Below are 17,174 nucleotides of genomic sequence, written 5' to 3'. Positions count from 1 at the left end.
TCTACTTAGCAAGCGGAGCCCATCATGGAAAAACGTGAAGAACTCTACCGCGGCAAAGCCAAGTCGGTTTACAAGACCGACGACGCTAACCGTCTGATCCTGCTGTTTCGCAACGACACCTCGGCGTTCGACGGCAAGCGCATCGAGCAGCTCGACCGCAAAGGCATGGTGAACAACAAGTTCAACGCGTTCATCATGCAGAAACTCGAAGCCGCCGGCGTGCCGACCCAGTTCGACAAACTGCTGGGCGACAACGAGTGCCTGGTGAAGAAGCTGGACATGATCCCGGTTGAATGCGTCGTGCGTAACTACGCCGCCGGCAGCCTGGTCAAGCGCCTGGGTGTTGAAGAGGGCATGAAGCTCAACCCTTACACCTTCGAGCTGTTCCTGAAAGACGACGCCAAGGGCGACCCGTTCATCAACGAATCCCACGTCGTGGCATTCGGTTGGGGCACCGCCGAGCAACTGGTTCGCATGAAAGAACTGTCGCTCAAGGTCAACGAAGTGCTGAGCAAGCTGTTCGACGACGCAGGCCTGCTGCTGGTCGACTTCAAGCTGGAATTCGGCGTGTTCCACGACGGCACCATCGTCCTGGGCGACGAGTTCAGCCCGGACGGCTGCCGCCTGTGGGACAAGGCTACCGGCAAGAAGATGGACAAGGACCGCTTCCGCCAGGGCCTCGGTGACGTTATCGAAGCCTACGAAGAAGTCGCCAACCGCCTCGGCGTACCGCTGTAATCGACGCAAGCATCTGATAGCACGGAAAAAATTTCACTTGAGGGTTTGCTTTCGGTGAACGTGCTGTTATGATGCGCGCCGTTGGAGAGATGCCAGAGTGGCCGAATGGGACGGATTCGAAATCCGTTGTACCTTCACCGGTACCTAGGGTTCGAATCCCTATCTCTCCGCCATTACATAGAAAAAGCCCCCGTCGCTGAAAAGTGACGGGGGCTTTTTCGTTTCTGGCGTTTTTATTGGATGTGATGGTGGGCGTGCGGGTTACGGGAGATGTTTTAGCATTCCGGTAAGCGCCTGGAAGACGTTTTGTTCGTCGTTGGGTGAGTTCGTCACACATTCCCGCATCGGCTCACTTCAGTGCACTCACGAAGCCTTGTGCTCGTTTGGGGGTTGAGGTTCTGCATCAAGGCGTCGCGCAATCACATCGAGTAAGTCACAGCCGTCGCGCAGCGGGATGCATATCAGTTGTGCGAAGTCGCTGAGGATCACCGAGTTGGTGGTTATGTCGCCGCGCATCGCGAGATTTTCCAGAATCTGCGTAACGGCCCGGATTCGATAACCGGCCGTGTCGAGCAGTGCGTGCAGCGGTTGGGAGGTTTTGACGAAGAGGGTGGGGAGGTCGTCGGTGTTGCTGGTTAACGCCATGTAGTCGTGCATGAGTAAAACTCCACAAGAAAGAGATTTACCAGCCTGTCGTCGCCAAACGAAAGGGTGGCAACTGTGCACAGGTTGGCGAACCGGTGTGGAAGCCGGCAGACCCGAAGGTCTCCCGTGCACAGCTGCCATAACGACAACTCTACAGATGCAAAAACGCCTGCAACCAAGCAAACGCTTCTGCATACCACAACGGGTCGCCAAACCCGGTCGCCATATGGGCGACGGGCGGACTATAAGCCGCGTGGTGAAGGTGGTGCAAGGGATTGAAGTGGAGGAGGATTCTGAGAGATGCGTAGGGATTGCCTTCCGTGACCCAGTGCTGCGACTACGAGTGTTCAGGAGGCATTATCGAGTATGTGGGAGTTAGAACGGCGAGAGTTGGCTAAATGCGGGCGCTGAAAATAAATATGTCCCTGTTTTGGTCATCCCCGTTTTGTTGCACCTCAGCCCTCAGGATCTGGCCGAAAAGCTCGGCTAAAGAAGGCATTTCGTCGGCCGACATGAAATATGGTGGCAAAACGATGCGCTTTTGCTTTCTTCGTTAGCTTTTCGTCTATAGAATCCGACAACTTTTTCGCCAGAGTGGGCGAACGGATTCGACTCGCTGGGTGTATATGGATTTTGAAATAGTTTCCGAGATTTCGTCTGAATCGGTTGGCCCAATAATTGCGGCCTTGAACGAGTCAGATGCCGGACGTACGGTAAGGATCATCCTTAAGCACAACAACGGTGGACAAATCGCTGCTGCTTTCGCCCTTATCCTTGCGATACAAGCCACAGCGGCTAGAGTAGAAATTCTGATGGATCGCCACATCATGAGTGCCGCGGCGTTCATTTGGGTTTGGTTCGCGATTCGAAATCAGGACAACGTCGTCTCATTTCGACCAGTTGAGCCGGCGGTGTTGATGTACCACAGACCTAGACATATTTGCCTAGACTCTGCGCATCACTACCTGTTTCGTGATGATCTGGAAGAAGGTCATCCTCTGCGGGAACAGCTAGCAGTAGGCGTTACCGTTTTTGACACGCTTTTTGATGAACTTATTCAAGCGTTAGGTTACTCACAAGAAATGGAATTTTTAGAGCACGATGGTGCTCAGTATCGGCATAACCTCAGTCACATGAGAGCCGCGTACTATCAAAATCGGGATTGCATCCTGACTTTCTGAAGGGAATAGCTATGACTACCGTGGCCATGAACAACTTAGACCTCAGCAAAATCAAACGCTCGAAGTCCAACAATGAGATGACGGCGATGCTAGCCGAGTACATCCGACTGGATGAGCGACTCCGAGCCGAATGCCAGCGGCAGGGAAAAGCTATTCCCAATGTGAAAGCTTGATAGCTCCAGGTAAAAAAGCCCCGTTAATCGGGGCTTTTTCATGCCACTCCTCTTCACGTTGACGGTGTCTTTCGCTTCCGACCTACCTTCGTCACCTCGTTCTCGCCATCTCGGGAAAAGGGGACCGGGAAAAGGGGACAGATTTATTTTTTGGCGTTTTTATTGGCTGTGAAGATGGGAGTTGCGGGGGGCTTTCCGCGGGAAGGTTCGGCGTGTTGGCGTATGACGTCCAGATAACGGTCAACATTCGGGACGAAGGCTGTTTACCCGTGCAGCACCGTTCAACCCACCAACGCATTCAAGACATGCACAGGGTCATTATGAATGGCCTTGAGCAATGCTTTAGCCGGCCCTGTCGGCTCACGGCGACCCTGCTCCCAGTTGCGTAGCGTGCCGAGTTGCACGTCAATCAGCGCCGCGAACCTGGCCTGGGTCAGACCGGTTGCCTTGCGCATTGCTTTGACTTGCAGTGCATCAACATGGAATTCACGGGAAGGCTGACGCTCCCCTAGCTGATACCACCAACCTTTCCCACAGCGCCGTTGCGCCCACCACCTTGCACCACTCAACCCTCGCCGCAAACCGGATCGCACTGCGCATAGTCATCACCTCCACCCACTGAACTGCACACCACCTGCGTGGCACATCCTTGCCGGTGCAGATCTACGTGCTTTACTTCGGCGTGGGCAGTCTGTTCGCGATACTCCCGCTGATTCGCGGCCGCCTGTCCTGGCCATGCTTGCGTGGAGGTTTCTGGTACGTTGCGTTCGCCCTGACCCTGAGCGTTTCGGCTTAGGTGGGTGAAGTCTTGCGCGGTGGCCTGCGTGCGGTTCCGCGCGGCGAACTGGAAGCGGCGCGAGCCTATGGCATGCGGCCCTGGCCGTCACCTTCCCGTCGGGAGCGGCGAACCTGGTGCGAACCCACACAGTGCGAGTCCATGAGCCACAGCGGGTGGTGGCCGTCATCTACTTCATTCTGGCGATCGTGATTGAACAGGGTTTTGCCTGCATCGGCAAAATGCCCCAGCGACAGGCCTGATTTCAAGGTGTATGGAAACGTTGGCCTGCGGGCTGATAAGGAGTTTCAGATGAAGTACTCATCGATGGTCAAGCGCATCAGCGGTGAAACCGTCACGGCCTGGGATATTCATTACGCGGCGTGTGAGGCACAGGAGCGGGGTGAAGATGCGATCGTGCTGAGCATCGGCGATCCGGACTTCGCCACCGCCGATGACATTTGCGCAGCGGCGGTCGAGGCCCTGACGCAAGGGGACACCCATTACACCCACGTGATCGGGCGCCCGGTATTGCGTGCAGCGATTGCCGCCAAGCAATCGGCCCTGCTGGGACAGCCGGTGTCGGCCGACAACGTGGCCCTGGTGGCCGGGGCGCAGAACGGTTTGTATGCCACCGCGATGTGCCTGTTCGAGCACGGTGATGAGGTGCTGGTGCCGGCGCCGATGTACCTGACCTACGCCGCGAGCATTCAGGCCTCGGGTGCGCGGTTGGTGCCGATTGCCCAGCCTGCGGAAAAAGATTTTCGCCTGACCCTGGCCGCGCTCGAAGCGCTGGTGACCGACAAGACGCGCGGCATTGCCCTGGCCACGCCGAACAACCCGACCGGCAATGTCTACACCCGTGAAGAACTGGAAGCCGTGGCACTGGTCGCCCAGCGCCACAACCTGTGGGTGATCAGTGACGAGGTCTACGGGCAATTGACCTATGATCGTCCGCACCTGAGCGTGGCGTCGTTCGAAGGCATGGCCGAGCGCACCATCGTGCTCAACAGTCTGTCCAAATCCCACGCCATGACCGGTTGGCGGGTGGGCTGGGTGGTCGCACCGCTCGAGCTGATCGGCCATCTGGATAACCTGATGCTGTGCATGCTCTATGGCTTGCCGGGCTTTATCCAGGCGGCCGCGCTCAAGGCGCTGGAACTGGATGAGCAGGTGGTCGGCGAGGGGCGGGCACTGTATCGCCGTCGCCGCGACCTGGTGGTCGAAGGGCTGCGCGATGTGCCGCTGCTCAAGTGCAAGGTGCCCGAGGCCGGCATGTTCATGTTGGTCGATGTGCGCGCCAGCGGCCTGTCGAGTACCGATTTTGCCTGGCAACTGTTCCGTGAAACCGGGGTGGCGGTACTCGATGCCAGTGCATTCGGCGCCAGCACCGCAGGTTTTGTGCGCATTTCGTTCACCGTTTCCGATGCCGCGCTGAGCGATGCCTGTGGTCGCATCGCCGGTTTCATCAAGCGGCTTCAGGCGCGCAACTGAGGACGGTGGCCACGCCGCTCAATCAGTCCGCGATGTTGATAGACGGCGCTCCCTGGCGCTTCATAAACTGTCGCCAGTCTTGAAGACCGGGGGCGGTAGATGAATCGCAATGAACTGCGCAAGGCCGACATCAACCTGATGGTGGTGTTTGAAACGCTGATGCTTGAACGCAACGTGACGCGGGCCGCGGAAAAACTGTTTCTCGGCCAGCCGACCATCAGTTCGGCGCTCAACCGTTTACGCGTGATGCTCAACGACCCGCTGTTCATCCGGGTCGGTCACCGCATGGAACCCACCGCACGGGCCGAAGAGCTGATCCAGCACCTTTCGCCGGCGCTGGATGCCTTGTCTTCGGCGCTGAGCCTGACCCGCGAGTTTGATCCTGCCACCAGCACCATGACCTTTCGCATCGGTCTGTCCGATGACGTTGAATTCGGCTTGCTGCCACCCCTGTTGCGCGCCTTGCGTCAGGAGGCGCCGCAGGTGGTGTTTGTGGTTCAGCACGTCGACTATTGGCGCATCCCCGATTTGCTGGCGTGCGGCGACATCACCGTCGGCATCAGCCAGACGCGCGGTTTACCGGCCAACGCCAAGCGCAAATTGCTGCGGCATATCCAGCCCTGCGTGTTGCGCGCCGATGCCTGCGATACGCCACTGACCCTCGATGAATATTGCGCGCGCCCCCACGTGCTGGTTTCGCACACGGCCAATGTCAGTGGCTTTGCCGATGAGTGGCTGGCCGAGATCGGCCGTACGCGCCAGGTGGTGTTGTCGGTGCCGCAATACAGCTCGTTGCCGGCCTTGCTTGCCGGCACCGACATGATCGCCAGTCTGCCGGACTACGCGGCGACCGCGATGGCCGCATCGGGCCAGTTGTTCAAGGAACCGTTCCCGTTCAAGACGCCGACCCTGGACCTGTCCATGGTCTGGCTCAGTCACGTCGACACCGACCCTGCCGAACGCTGGCTGCGTTCGCGGCTCGAAACCTTCATGAGTGAACGTGGCGTACCTGAGCCATAGGACCTGTGTCGTATGCAGCGGCAGGACTGCGCTGTGATATATGTAGGACCTTTCAGCAAGACCCCAAGGAGCTTCACGATGCCTCACCTGCACATGGAATACACCGCCAACCTGCCTGAACTCAATGCCGACGTCGCGTTGCTGCGCTTGAACCATGCGTTGGTCGCCTCCGGCCAGTTTTCCGCCGAGTTCGACATCAAGAGTCGTGCGGTACAGGTGAGTCGGTTCCGGGTCGGCACGGGGCTGGGCGAGCGCGGCTTTATCCATGTGCAACTGGCGATGTTGAGTGGCCGCTCGCCGGCGATCAAGAAGCAATTGTCCGAGAGCCTGTTGGCCGTGTTGCATGAACTGTGCGCATGGCCGGCCGAAGTCGATGTGCAACTGTGCGTCGAGATTCTGGACATCGACCGCGATTCCTACACCAAGACCGCCATCGGTCATTGATACCCGATACGCGGTGTCAGGGCAGGTCTTGTCCGGTACAGGCCTGGATGACTTGCTCGCGTAGCCAGGTGTTGGCGCTGTCCAGCTCGCCGGCCTGGCTCCACTGCATGTCGAGGGTGAAGCCGGGCAGGCCGTTGGGGGCCTCGCAAGGGCTGAACAACGACCGGTCGGCCAGCGCTTGCTGGATGCGTCGCGGCAGGGTCAGCACCAGGTCGGTGCCGCGGATCAACTGGAGTGCCGCGCTGTAGCTGTTGGCGCGGGCGACGATCTGGCGCTTGTGGGCCTGTTGCGCGAGCCAGCCGTCGACCATGTTGGTGGCGGACGTCCAGGGGGTGGGGAACACGTGACGGCGTTCGGCGAAGGCTTTCAGGCTCAAGCGCGGCTCCAGTGGGGCGGCCGCTTTGTCGAGCACGCACACCAGATCGTCCTCGAGCAGCACCTGTGATCTGAAGTCGCCGCGGGCGCGATGGAAGTGGGGGCCGAAGCACACCACCAGGTCGATGGAACCCTCGCGCAGGTCCTCGGCCGGGATGTCGGTCTCCAGTTTCTGCACGTTGATGGTGACCGGCAGGTCGGCCTCATCGAACGCCTTCAACAGGCGCGGCAGGATCAACTGCTCGAAGTACTCCGGCGCACAGATGTTGAAGGTCACGGCCTGTCGGGTCGGGTCGAAGGCCTGGACCCCGGCATGGCACAGGTTGATGCTTTCGAGGATCTTCAGCACATGGGGGTACATGCTGCTGGCCTTGTAGGTTGCCCGCATGCCGGTGCGGGTATTGATGAACAATTCATCCTCGAAACTGGTGCGCAGTTTCTTCAGGCAATAGCTCACCGTGGATTGGCTGACACAGAGTGAGTCGGATACCCCGGTGACATTGCGCTGTTCATGCACGGCGATGAACACCATCAGGTCCTGCATGTCGAGCTTTCTAAGCGAGTTACTGTTCAGCATCCGTACCATCTCGTTCTGCTCGTTGCGCAGGACCTGCGCAAACGTGTGCGAGCGATGCTAACGGAACGATGGTCCCAGGAGAATGGCTTGTAGGACAATTCACTGACAGGCGTGGGACAGAAACTGTAAACAACACGACGTCCGTCACAGTCCGGCGGTAGCCGGGACTGCACGGCGGCTGGACAGCACCAGCGCCAACATGCCGATGGCCACCAGCAGGACCCCGAGGATTTCCGGCAGCAAGGGTGGTTGCCCGAGCCAGAACCAGTGGAACGCGGTCAGCAATAGCGTGCTGAGGTAGATGTAGGAAATTACCGTGGACGCTGCGATCACCCCGATTGCCCGGTGCAGCAACCAGAAGGTCGCCAGCGTGGCGAACAAGGCCAGGTAGACCAGCCACAGCAGATCGCCGGCCGACAACAACGCCCCGGTTCGCCAGCCGCCACTGAGCAGGCAAAGCGCGAACAGAAACAGCGAACCAAAGAGCATGTTCCAGAATGTCATGGCCACCGGGCCGCAGTCTTTCAGGCTGTTGGCTTTCAAGCGTTGACTGAGGGGCGAGTACAGCGCCATCGCCAGGCAGCCGACGGCATAGACCGATACTGCGTACAGCGAGGGCCACTCGCCGGGACCAGCGCCCTTGAGGATCAGCAGCAAGGCACCGGCCGCTGCAATCAGCATCGGCAGCAAGCGGCGTCCGGTGCTATTGCCCGGGCTCAGGAAGGCTTCGAATATCAGGGTCATCAATGGCACCAAGGTGAACAGGGTGCCGGTGTTGACGGCCGAGGTGTGGCGCAAGGCTTCAAACAACGAGCCGAAGTACACCGCCAGCAACAAGCCGAGCCAGGCATGGCTGAGCAGTCCCTTGCCAGTGACAGTGGTGCGGCGGCCGAGCAGCAGCATCGGTAAAAACGCCAGTGCCGAAAACAGCAGGCGTAATGCGGTCAGCAGGATCGGGTCGATGGCGTGGCTGACTTGTGCCGCGGCGAAAAACGACGCGGCAATCAACATGGCCCACAGCAACATGCCAACGTTGGCGGAGGTAAAGCTGGCGGGTTTCATCGACGGGCTCCCGATCCATCCATGCGGTCGGCGTAGTGCCGTGGATCAAAGCGCAACACTATCAGCATCATCAGCACCATCACGGCGGCCAGGGACCACCAGGCCCATTCGAAACTGCCCAGTTGGTCGCGGATCACCCCGGCAAGCAAGGGCGAGACCCCGGCGATCAGGTAGCCGATGCCTTGCACGAAGGCGGTCAGGCCACCGGCGCGCTGCGGGTTGTCCAGGTGATCGAGGGATACGATCAGGCTCATGGGAAACAGGCCGCCGATGCCCAGCCCCAACAGGCATGGCCACAGCAGGCTCAGGTGCTGCGGGCTCAGGTGCTGCGGGCTGAGGACCAGGCCGCAGAAGCCGGCCGTGGTCAACCCCAGCAACACCACCAGCACCAGGCGTTTATCGCGGCTGCGGTTGGCCAGGGCAGGGGCCAGCAAGCCAGACAGGACTTCCATCGCCGTCAAGAAGCCCAGCAACAGGCCGGCACTGTGTTCGCTCCAGCCTTTCTCGACGTAGTACGGCGCCAGCCAAGCCAGTACGCAGGTGTAGGACGCCGTACCCAGACCAAAGAAGATCGCCAGCAGCCAGGCGCGGGAATTGCCGACGAACGATGCCTGGCGCGGGATGCTGACGGTCCGGGTGCTGATTGCCGAGCGTTGTGCGCACCAGAACAGCAATGCCAACAGCGCCAACGCCGCCCAGATCGCCAGGCCCATGCGCCAACTGCCAGTGCGGGTCATCACCAGGGGGGCAAACGACGCAGCGATCGCCGCACCGCCCATGATCGAGGTGACGTAAAGCCCCATGAACAGCGAGACGTTATTGCTGAAGCGGGATTTGATCAGGGCCGGCATCAAGGCCTGGATCAGCGCAATGCCGACACCGGCGAGCACCGCGCTGAGGATCAGTTCGGCTGCCGAGTCGAGGAACAGGCGCGCGGCGGTGGCCAGGCCGATGATCAGCAGTGACATCACCACGGTGCGATGTTCGCCGAAGCGTTGGCTGATGTTCGTGCCGAAGAGCATCGCCAGTCCCATGGCCATCACCGGCAGCATGGTCAGGAGCGAAGCGAGGCTGAAACTCAGCGCGATATCACTGCGAATGCCTGACAGTAGCGGGCCGACGGCGGCCATTGACGGGCGCAGGTTCAGTGCGACGAAAATCACGGCGATCATTAGCCAGAGGGCGGTGCGAGGGGTAGTGCGGACGTTTTCCATGACCAGACCTTGAAGAGCAAGGCAGGTATTAGGCGGTGGGGTGTCGGTGTCGGCAAATCAGAAAGTCCCGGGGCGGATCTAGAAATTAAATAACGGTCGAGCGCATTCATTGCAGATGTACACCGATCGGTAGGGCTCATCCACAGAGGTAACCCATCAGTTCAAGCACATGGGTACCGGTTTTTAACTGGCGCAGGCCTGCGACCGTTGGTCTTTCCCCCGTACCCCATGGCGCTGCCCAGTCGCAAGTGGGCCTATCGCAGCGCCGCGTGCCGGGCGTTTGTCGAGCACGTGGTGAAGGCGGCGAATGTTTAGCCGATCTGCAACCAAGGTTCTTCAAGTCTGGATTTAACGACTTATCGCCCCGTGTGACGCTGCTCAGCCTCTGTGTTCCGCGGTTTACGTTATGCACGGTTGTTCAGTCGACACCCACCCCGAGGCTTCGCCCGGCGCTCCCGCGTCAGGCCGACAGCATCCGTGTCGATCCATGTCCGCCACCGCACTGAACTTGTCTGCACTTCCCTCTGAACTGGCCTTTTGGGCGCTGTGGCACTGTCGCCATGCGCGCCCACCGGATTCGCGCATCCCCTGCTGATTTTTCAGACAGATCCACGCCTATGGCGATGGATACACTCGGCAGCGCCCCTGCGCTTGCCTGACGCGGAAATACGAGAGCCCTCATGAGTTCAGCCACGACCCCCTTTGCCAACCTGCAAGAAGCCCGGACCTTTCTTGAGCACAATCCGGATATCGAGATGTTCGAGTTGTTCATCCTCGACAACAACGGCGTGCCACGGGGCAAGCTGTTGCACCGCGATGAGTTGTTGGCGGTCTACGAAAGCGGTCGGCCGTTGCCGAGCACCATTCTCGGGCTGACCATCAATGGCGAGGACGTGGAAAACTCCGGGCTGGTCTGGGAAGTCGGCGACATCGACTGCCGCGCCTATCCCCTCAGCGGTAGCCTGCAGCGCATGCCGTGGCGACAGATTCCGACAGCGGCGGTGCAGGTCAGCATGCACCCGCAGGAGGGGATGCCCGCCACCGTGGCCGACCCTCGGCATTTGTTGAGCAAGGTGATCGACGGGCTCAAGGCCGACGGCTATTACCCGGTGATGGCGGCGGAGCTGGAGTTCTACCTGCTCGACCAGCAGCGCGACAGCCACGGTCGCCCGCAACCGGCGCGGGACGTCGACGGTGGACGGCCGCGCTCGACCCAGGTCTACGGTTTGCGTGAACTGGAACAGATCGAACCCTTCCTCGCCGATCTCTATGCGGCCTGTAAACTCCAGGGCATTCCAGCGCGCACAGCGATTTCCGAGTATGCCCCGGGGCAGGTGGAAATCACCCTTGAGCACCGTGACGATGCCCTGCAAGCCATGGACGAGGCGGTGCGCTACAAGCGCCTGGTCAAGGGCGTGGCGCACAAGCACGGCATGGCCGCGTGCTTCATGGCCAAGCCCTTTGACGACCTGGCCGGCACCGGCATGCACATGCACGTCAGCCTTGCCGACAAGGACGGCAACAATCTGTTCGCCAGCGACGCGCCGGACGGTACGCCGCTGCTCAAGCAGGCGGTGGGTGGCATGCTCAGCACCTTGCTCGACACCTTGCTGATGTTCTGCCCCAACGCCAACTCCTATCGGCGCTTCCAGACCAACAGTTATGCGCCGCTCGCCGCCACCTGGGGTGTGGATAACCGTACCGTGAGCCTGCGAGTACCGGGTGGGCCGGCATTCTCCCGGCATATCGAACACCGCATCTGTGGTGCGGACGCCAACCCCTATCTGGCCGCGGCCGCCATTCTGGCCGGCATTCATCGTGGCATTCGCGAGCAACGTGACCCTGGCGCACCGGTCGAAGGCAATGGTTATGCCCAGGCCAAGGAGTTGCTGCCCACGGACTGGCTGACCACCCTGCGTGCACTGGAAGGTTCAGCCTGGGCGCGTGACGCGTTTGGCAGTGAGTTCCTTGGGGTTTACCTGGCGGTGAAACGCGCCGAGTACCGTCAGTTCATGGGCGAAGTCGGTGAGCAGGACTGGCGCTGGTACTTGCACCAGGCGTGAGAGGGGTTGAATAACGGTCACTATTTTGAAAAAGCCATGGGCCAACTATTTGTTGGCTTCTTTTTCACGAAAAATTGATAGGAGGCTGCTTAAAGTTTGTGCTGTCGTGAGGAACGAATAGTTCGTTCTTTCCTGGCGGCACTTACTTCAGGAATCAACAGACCTCTCATGTTTAAAGTCAAAGCCGTGCGCCCCGAATGGGTGACGTTGATTGCCAGCGCGTTTTTTTTGGCCGGCTTCAACTCCGTACTCTGGCAACACCTGTTCCAGATTACTGCAAACGATGCCCAGGGCATCGGCATGCGTGTGGCATTTGGTGTGATGATCCTCTGCGGGTTCAACATAGTCCTGACCCTGCTGGCCTTTCGGCCGGTGTTCAAACCCCTGTTGATGCTGATGTTCATGGTCAGTGCCAGTGTGGCGTATTTCATGAGCCAGTACGGTGTGCTGATGGACGCTGGCATGTTGCGCAACTTGGCCGAGACCAATGCCACGGAAGTGCGTGACCTGCTGTCGCTGAAGTTGCTGGGGTATAACCTGCTGTTAGGTGTGTTGCCATCCTGGCTGTTGTGGAAAACCCCGATTAGTTATCGTCGCTGGCACCGTGAGTTATTCGGTAAAGTTTTAGTGGGCGTGGCATCGGCTGCTGTTATTGGCGGCGTGGCACTGGTTAATTATCAGGGCCTGTCTTCATTGTTTCGTAATCACCACGAACTGCGTTTGATGCTGGTGCCGAGCAATTACATCGGCGCCTCCATGGGTTACTTGCGTGAACAGGTGAAGTCCGCCCATCAGCCCTTCGCCAAACTGGGTGAAGACGCCCAGCGTGATCCGGCCTGGGGCCGCCATGCGCGCAAGTCCTTGACGGTGCTGGTGGTCGGGGAAAGTGCTCGCGCAGAGAACTTCGGTGTCTTGGGCTATGAGCGCAATACCACACCGAAACTGGCTCATGAGGCCGGGTTGATCGCCTTTACCGATGTGCACTCCTGCGGTACGGAAACAGCGGTTTCGGTGCCCTGCATGTTTTCCAACATGGGGCGCAAGGACTACGACGCCAGCAAGGCGAAGAATGAAGAAGGTTTGCTGGACGTGCTCAAGCATGCCGGGCTGGACGTGATCTGGCGTGATAATCAGTCAGGCTGCAAAGGGACCTGCGACCGGGTCACCGTGGACGATGTCAGTAATCTCAAGGACCCGGTGTTGTGCGCCAACAATGAGTGTCGCGATGAAATCCTCCTGCAAGGCTTCCAGCATTTCATCGACACCCTGGACAAGGACACTGTGCTGGTGCTGCACCAGATGGGCAGCCACGGCCCCGAATACTTCAAACGCTATCCCAAGGAATACGAACACTTCACCCCTGTGTGTGAAAGCAATGCCCTGAACAATTGCAGCCGCGAAAGTATCGTTAATGGTTACGACAACACGCTGGTCTATACCGACTATGTGCTCTCGACCCTGATTGACCTGTTGCGCAGCAATCAGGACAAGGTCGATACCGCGATGCTCTATCTGTCGGACCATGGCGAGTCGCTGGGCGAGTACAACCTGTTCCTGCACGGTACGCCGTACATGCTGGCCCCCGATCAACAGAAGCATGTCGCCATGCTTGCCTGGTTCTCCGACAGCTATCAGAAGTCGTTCTCGGTCGACACCCATTGCCTGCAACTGAGCCGGGACAAACCCCTGAGCCAGGACAACCTGTTCCACTCGATACTGGGTCTGCTGGAAGTCGACACCCGGGTCTACAACGCCGGCCTGGATATGTTCGCCGGTTGCCGGGGCGCGGTGATCGATGGTGTATCAGCCAGGGATTGAGTGGGCTGCCGCTTTTTTCATACAGCCGCCATCAGGCGGGTTTGCACCACTAGCCAACGAGAGTCGCCTGTCATGTCAGTGCAACCCCCATCCTCCCTCGAGCGTGAAATCGCCGGGCGTTACCGCCAGGTGCACGCCTGTGCGTGCGTAGCACCGCAACCGCCCGGGTTGAGCCAGCGGTTGTCGCACTGGCGCACTGGGCACCTGCTTCGCAGCGCACTGAAAGCGGCAGGGGAGCCGGGGTTGATCCTCGATCTGGCGTGTGGCGCCGGGCGCTTCTGGCCGGTTCTGGGCGAGCATGCCAATCGGGTGATCCTGGCGGCCGATCAGTCGCAGGACATGCTCAATCATGCCCGTACCCACCACCCGGCGAGCGTGCTTGAGCGTATCAGGACCTTCCAGAGTTCGGCGTTCAACATCGGTCTGACCGCCAATGCCGTGGACTGTATTGTCTGCTCGACACTGTTCAAGTACCTGGACCACGCCGAACACCGCATGGCCCTGCTGCAAGAGTGCCAGCGGGTCAGTCGTGACACGGTGATTGTTTCGGTACGCCTCGATAGTTGTTTCATGCCGGGACGCGATCAGGCCCAGGCTACGCTTTCACTGGTGCCGGCGCGTCCCGGGGTCAGGAAAAGCACGGTCGAGGCCGAGTTCAAGGCCGCCGGCTTCGAGATCGTCATGCATCGGGACTGGCTGGCAGGCTTTGCCGCATCGCGGATTTACGTGCTGCGCAAAACCGGCCAGGACTGACCCGTCGAACGGCGCTTGCGCCACGGTGAGTGATTTCGCTCATGCTCTTGCATCAGTGGAGGCGCGGAAACTGCCGACGGCGATATATACTGCGCGCCATTCTTCAAGGGAGAGCCGTGTGGCCATCGATATTCACTGGATTCGCGACAACGATAGCCTCGGTCAGTTTTGCGCCCAATGGCAGCAGTTGCCGTTCGTCGCCCTCGACACTGAATTCATGCGGGTCGACACCTTTTATCCGATTGCGGGCCTGCTGCAGATCGGTGATGGCGAGCGCGCCTACCTGATTGACCCTTTGACCATCGACAATTGGCAGCCTCTGGCCGCATTGCTGGAAAACCCGGCCGTGGTCAAGGTGGTGCATGCCTGCAGCGAAGACCTCGAAGTCCTGCTGCGCTTGACTGGCAGCCTGCCAGAGCCCCTGTTCGATACCCAGCTGGCAGCCGCCTACCTGAACCTGGGATTCTCCATGGGCTACTCGCGCCTGGTGTCGGAGGTGCTTGGCATCGACCTGCCCAAGGGCGAAACCCGTTCGGACTGGCTGCAACGCCCGCTCTCGGAGACCCAGATCAGCTATGCCGCCGAAGATGCCGTACATCTGGCCGAGGTGTTCGTCCATTTGCGCGCCAAGCTGGCGGACGACAAGTACGCCTGGGTGCTGGAAGATGGCGCGGAGCTGGTGGCCAACCTGCGCCGCGAAGTCGACCCGTATGAGGTGTACCGCGAGGCCAAGCTGGCCTGGAAACTGTCGCGCGCGCAACTCGCGGTCCTGCGCGAACTCTGCGCCTGGCGCGAGCGTGAAGCCCGTGCCCGCGACTTGCCGCGTAACCGTATCGTGCGCGAGCATTCGTTGTGGCCGCTGGCCCGTACCCAGCCGGACAACCTCGCGGCACTGGCTAAAATTGAAGACATGCACCCGCGCACCGTGCGTCAGGACGGTGAGTTTCTGCTGGACCTGATCAAGCAGGCGGGCAGCGTCCCGCCTGAGCAATGGCCGCCAGCCGTGCCGGAGCCATTGCCGGTCGAAGCCGCTGCGCTGGTCAAGCGCCTGCGGGCGCTCGGTCAGGCAGAGGCGCAGCGGTTGAACATCGCCCCTGAACTGATGCTGCGCAAGAAAACCATGGAAGCGCTGCTCAAGAGCGGCTTCCCGAACGGTCCTTACCAATTGCCTGACTCGCTGCGTGGCTGGCGCCGCGAGTTGATGGGCCAGGCCTTGCTCGACAGCCTGGCCACTGCCGGAGAACAGCCTTGAAACGTATTTGTTCCATCTACCGCAGCTCCAAGAAAAACGAAATGTACCTCTACGTGCTCAAGAGCGATGCACTGGAGCGTGTGCCGGACGTGCTGATGGCGGCCTTCGGCAAGGCGATCCACGCCTTTGACCTGGTACTGAGCCCGGAGCGCAAGCTCTCGCGCGAAGACATCACGCAGGTCCTGGAAAACCTCGACACGCAGGGCTACCACCTGCAAATGCCACCGGCCGAAGACGAGTACATCGAGCACTTGCCCGAAGAGTTGCTGCGACGCAACGATCCGATGTGACCGGCCGCTGTAGAGGCTCTGTCCAGGGCCTCTGGCAACAAGGGAATTGATTTTTCTGGCAAGGGCCGCCGAGGGTGCTGTACGCCCTCGGTGGCCCTGTGCACTGTTTTTGAAGGTTTGAACCATGCGCGTTCTGATTGCTGAACACGACCACGCTGTGTATGCCCAACTGCTGCGCGAGGCGGCTCCCGAGCTGCAGGTACTGACCAGCGGCGACTCTGCCGAGCTGGCCAGCCTGGCGGCCGACTGCCCGGTGTGGCTCGGTCAACCGGACCTATTGGCGACCCTGTTGCGCCAAGGCCACCAGCCACAGTGGCTGCAGTCGACCTGGGCCGGGATCACGCCGCTGCTGGCGGAGGGCTTGCCACGTCACTACCGGCTGACCCGTGCCGTGGGCATTTTCGGCCAGGTCATGGCCGAATACGTACTGACCTACATGCTCGGCCACGAGCGTGAAGTGCTGGCGCGGCTGGTCAGCCAGGTCGAGCGCAAGTGGGATAACCGCCTGGGCCAAAGCCTGGCCGGGCGCAAGGTGCTGATTGTCGGGACCGGGGACATCGGCCAGAGCGTGGCGCAGTTCCTGCTGCCGTTCGGCGTCAAGCTGTACGGTATCGCCAGTACCCCGCGCGAGCAGGCACCGTTCATCGAAGTGGTGGGGCTGGAAGACCTGGGGCGCCTGGTGGGTGAAGTCGACTACGTGGTCAACCTGTTGCCGAACACCCCGAACACCCACGACCTGTATGACGCCGCGCTGTTCAAGCAGTTCAAGTCGACCGGTTTGTTCATCAACGTCGGACGCGGTGTGGCGGTGGTCGATGCGGATCTGGTGGAAGCCTTGAAAGAAGGGCATCTGGCGGGCGCGGTGATCGACGTCTGCCGTCAGGAGCCGCTGCCGCAGCGTCACCCGTTCTGGACCGCCTGGGGGCTTTTGCTGACCGGCCACAGTTCGGCGCCGACGTCACCGTCGATGATGGTGCAACTGTTCGTCGAGAATCTGCGGGCGTATCAGGCGGGTGAAGCGCTGCGCGGGGAAGTGGATTTCGCGCGGGGTTACTAGGTCCATTACGCTTGTGTGTGGCGAGGGAGCTTGCTCCCGCCGGCCGGTCCGCGCTCAGGCGAAGCGGTCGCAAGCCGGCACAAGTGTTTGTCTGATAACACAGGGTTGCCGGTCTTGGGGTTGCTACGCAACCCAGCGGGAGCAAGCTCCCTCGCCACAAGGGGCGTGTTTGGACCGGGGACATGGTTTACACCTGTTCGGGGACATGGTGGACACTTTTTAATACGACACATTGATCATCTG

At 60.2% G+C, this 17,174-nt stretch carries 18 protein-coding genes and 1 tRNA gene; 14 read left to right on the top strand and 5 right to left on the bottom strand.

Annotated elements, in window-relative coordinates:
- Positions 1 to 24: 24 nt before the first annotated feature.
- Together purC and AC3WQN_RS21840 are read left to right on the top strand one after the other, a co-directional pair.
- On the top strand, positions 25 to 738 hold the full coding sequence (gene purC, locus AC3WQN_RS21845; protein WP_047526793.1) for a phosphoribosylaminoimidazolesuccinocarboxamide synthase: 714 nt from the start codon (positions 25 to 27) through the stop codon (positions 736 to 738).
- Between the two features lie 83 nt (positions 739 to 821).
- Positions 822 to 911: transfer RNA gene (locus AC3WQN_RS21840), tRNA-Ser, on the top strand.
- A gap of 190 nt (positions 912 to 1,101) precedes the next feature.
- On the opposite strand, the gene AC3WQN_RS21835 is transcribed toward AC3WQN_RS21840, so the two are convergent.
- Positions 1,102 to 1,395 carry a short-chain dehydrogenase gene (locus tag AC3WQN_RS21835; protein ID WP_103401854.1) on the bottom strand — a complete coding sequence of 98 codons (294 nt, stop codon included), beginning with the start codon at positions 1,393 to 1,395 and terminating at the stop codon, positions 1,102 to 1,104.
- Between the two features lie 614 nt (positions 1,396 to 2,009).
- Here AC3WQN_RS21835 and AC3WQN_RS21830 point away from each other — a divergent pair.
- Positions 2,010 to 2,564: a hypothetical protein gene (locus AC3WQN_RS21830; protein ID WP_103401853.1), complete on the top strand. Its 555-nt coding sequence runs from the start codon at positions 2,010 to 2,012 to the stop codon at positions 2,562 to 2,564.
- Positions 2,565 to 2,575: 11 nt separating this feature from the next.
- Complete coding sequence (locus AC3WQN_RS21825) at positions 2,576 to 2,737, top strand: hypothetical protein (protein ID WP_158248619.1); 162 nt, start codon at positions 2,576 to 2,578, stop codon at positions 2,735 to 2,737.
- 281 nt (positions 2,738 to 3,018) lie between these two features.
- On the opposite strand, the gene AC3WQN_RS21820 is transcribed toward AC3WQN_RS21825, so the two are convergent.
- Positions 3,019 to 3,306: a helix-turn-helix domain-containing protein gene (locus AC3WQN_RS21820; protein WP_103401862.1), complete on the bottom strand. Its 288-nt coding sequence runs from the start codon at positions 3,304 to 3,306 to the stop codon at positions 3,019 to 3,021.
- Between the two features lie 343 nt (positions 3,307 to 3,649).
- Between AC3WQN_RS21820 and AC3WQN_RS21815 the strand changes: the two genes are divergently transcribed.
- From AC3WQN_RS21815 to AC3WQN_RS21800, 4 genes are all read left to right on the top strand, one after another.
- The gene (locus AC3WQN_RS21815) at positions 3,650 to 3,775 is read left to right on the top strand and encodes a hypothetical protein (protein WP_256587341.1); all 126 of its coding nucleotides are present in this window, start codon (positions 3,650 to 3,652) and stop codon (positions 3,773 to 3,775) included.
- A 49-nt stretch (positions 3,776 to 3,824) separates the two neighbouring features.
- On the top strand, positions 3,825 to 5,006 hold the full coding sequence (locus AC3WQN_RS21810; protein WP_103401852.1) for a pyridoxal phosphate-dependent aminotransferase: 1,182 nt from the start codon (positions 3,825 to 3,827) through the stop codon (positions 5,004 to 5,006).
- Between the two features lie 99 nt (positions 5,007 to 5,105).
- The gene (locus AC3WQN_RS21805; protein WP_103401851.1) at positions 5,106 to 6,026 is read left to right on the top strand and encodes a LysR family transcriptional regulator; all 921 of its coding nucleotides are present in this window, start codon (positions 5,106 to 5,108) and stop codon (positions 6,024 to 6,026) included.
- Positions 6,027 to 6,104: 78 nt separating this feature from the next.
- Complete coding sequence (locus AC3WQN_RS21800) at positions 6,105 to 6,470, top strand: 5-carboxymethyl-2-hydroxymuconate Delta-isomerase (protein WP_103401850.1); 366 nt, start codon at positions 6,105 to 6,107, stop codon at positions 6,468 to 6,470.
- 16 nt (positions 6,471 to 6,486) lie between these two features.
- On the opposite strand, the gene AC3WQN_RS21795 is transcribed toward AC3WQN_RS21800, so the two are convergent.
- From AC3WQN_RS21795 to AC3WQN_RS21785, 3 genes are all read right to left on the bottom strand, one after another.
- Positions 6,487 to 7,422 carry a LysR family transcriptional regulator gene (locus AC3WQN_RS21795; RefSeq protein WP_103401849.1) on the bottom strand — a complete coding sequence of 312 codons (936 nt, stop codon included), beginning with the start codon at positions 7,420 to 7,422 and terminating at the stop codon, positions 6,487 to 6,489.
- Between the two features lie 144 nt (positions 7,423 to 7,566).
- A complete protein-coding gene (locus AC3WQN_RS21790) occupies positions 7,567 to 8,484 on the bottom strand; it encodes a DMT family transporter (RefSeq protein ID WP_103401848.1) in 918 nt (305 codons plus the stop codon).
- The gene (locus AC3WQN_RS21785; protein ID WP_103401847.1) at positions 8,481 to 9,698 is read right to left on the bottom strand and encodes a cyanate transporter; all 1,218 of its coding nucleotides are present in this window, start codon (positions 9,696 to 9,698) and stop codon (positions 8,481 to 8,483) included. The genes AC3WQN_RS21790 and AC3WQN_RS21785 overlap by 4 nt, the downstream gene beginning before the upstream one ends.
- 680 nt (positions 9,699 to 10,378) lie before the next feature.
- Between AC3WQN_RS21785 and AC3WQN_RS21780 the strand changes: the two genes are divergently transcribed.
- The 6 genes from AC3WQN_RS21780 to AC3WQN_RS21755 all read left to right on the top strand — a co-directional run bounded on the left by AC3WQN_RS21780 (position 10,379) and on the right by AC3WQN_RS21755 (position 16,931).
- Positions 10,379 to 11,761 carry a glutamine synthetase family protein gene (locus AC3WQN_RS21780; protein ID WP_103401846.1) on the top strand — a complete coding sequence of 461 codons (1,383 nt, stop codon included), beginning with the start codon at positions 10,379 to 10,381 and terminating at the stop codon, positions 11,759 to 11,761.
- A gap of 168 nt (positions 11,762 to 11,929) precedes the next feature.
- The gene (locus tag AC3WQN_RS21775) at positions 11,930 to 13,579 is read left to right on the top strand and encodes a phosphoethanolamine transferase (protein WP_103401845.1); all 1,650 of its coding nucleotides are present in this window, start codon (positions 11,930 to 11,932) and stop codon (positions 13,577 to 13,579) included.
- Between the two features lie 72 nt (positions 13,580 to 13,651).
- Complete coding sequence (locus AC3WQN_RS21770; protein ID WP_103401844.1) at positions 13,652 to 14,332, top strand: class I SAM-dependent methyltransferase; 681 nt, start codon at positions 13,652 to 13,654, stop codon at positions 14,330 to 14,332.
- 118 nt (positions 14,333 to 14,450) lie between these two features.
- Complete coding sequence (gene rnd / locus AC3WQN_RS21765; RefSeq protein ID WP_103401843.1) at positions 14,451 to 15,584, top strand: ribonuclease D; 1,134 nt, start codon at positions 14,451 to 14,453, stop codon at positions 15,582 to 15,584.
- Positions 15,581 to 15,874: a YcgL domain-containing protein gene (locus tag AC3WQN_RS21760; RefSeq protein WP_103401842.1), complete on the top strand. Its 294-nt coding sequence runs from the start codon at positions 15,581 to 15,583 to the stop codon at positions 15,872 to 15,874. The genes rnd and AC3WQN_RS21760 overlap by 4 nt, the downstream gene beginning before the upstream one ends.
- Before the next feature lie 124 nt (positions 15,875 to 15,998).
- Positions 15,999 to 16,931, top strand: coding sequence for a D-2-hydroxyacid dehydrogenase (locus AC3WQN_RS21755; RefSeq protein WP_103401841.1), 933 nt, complete (start codon positions 15,999 to 16,001; stop codon positions 16,929 to 16,931).
- Positions 16,932 to 17,174: the final 243 nt, after the last annotated feature.

The organism is Pseudomonas sp. FW300-N1A1, assembly GCF_058789115.1.
Note: the sequence above shows the minus strand (reverse complement) of the source record. Positions and strands in the feature narration are given on the sequence as shown.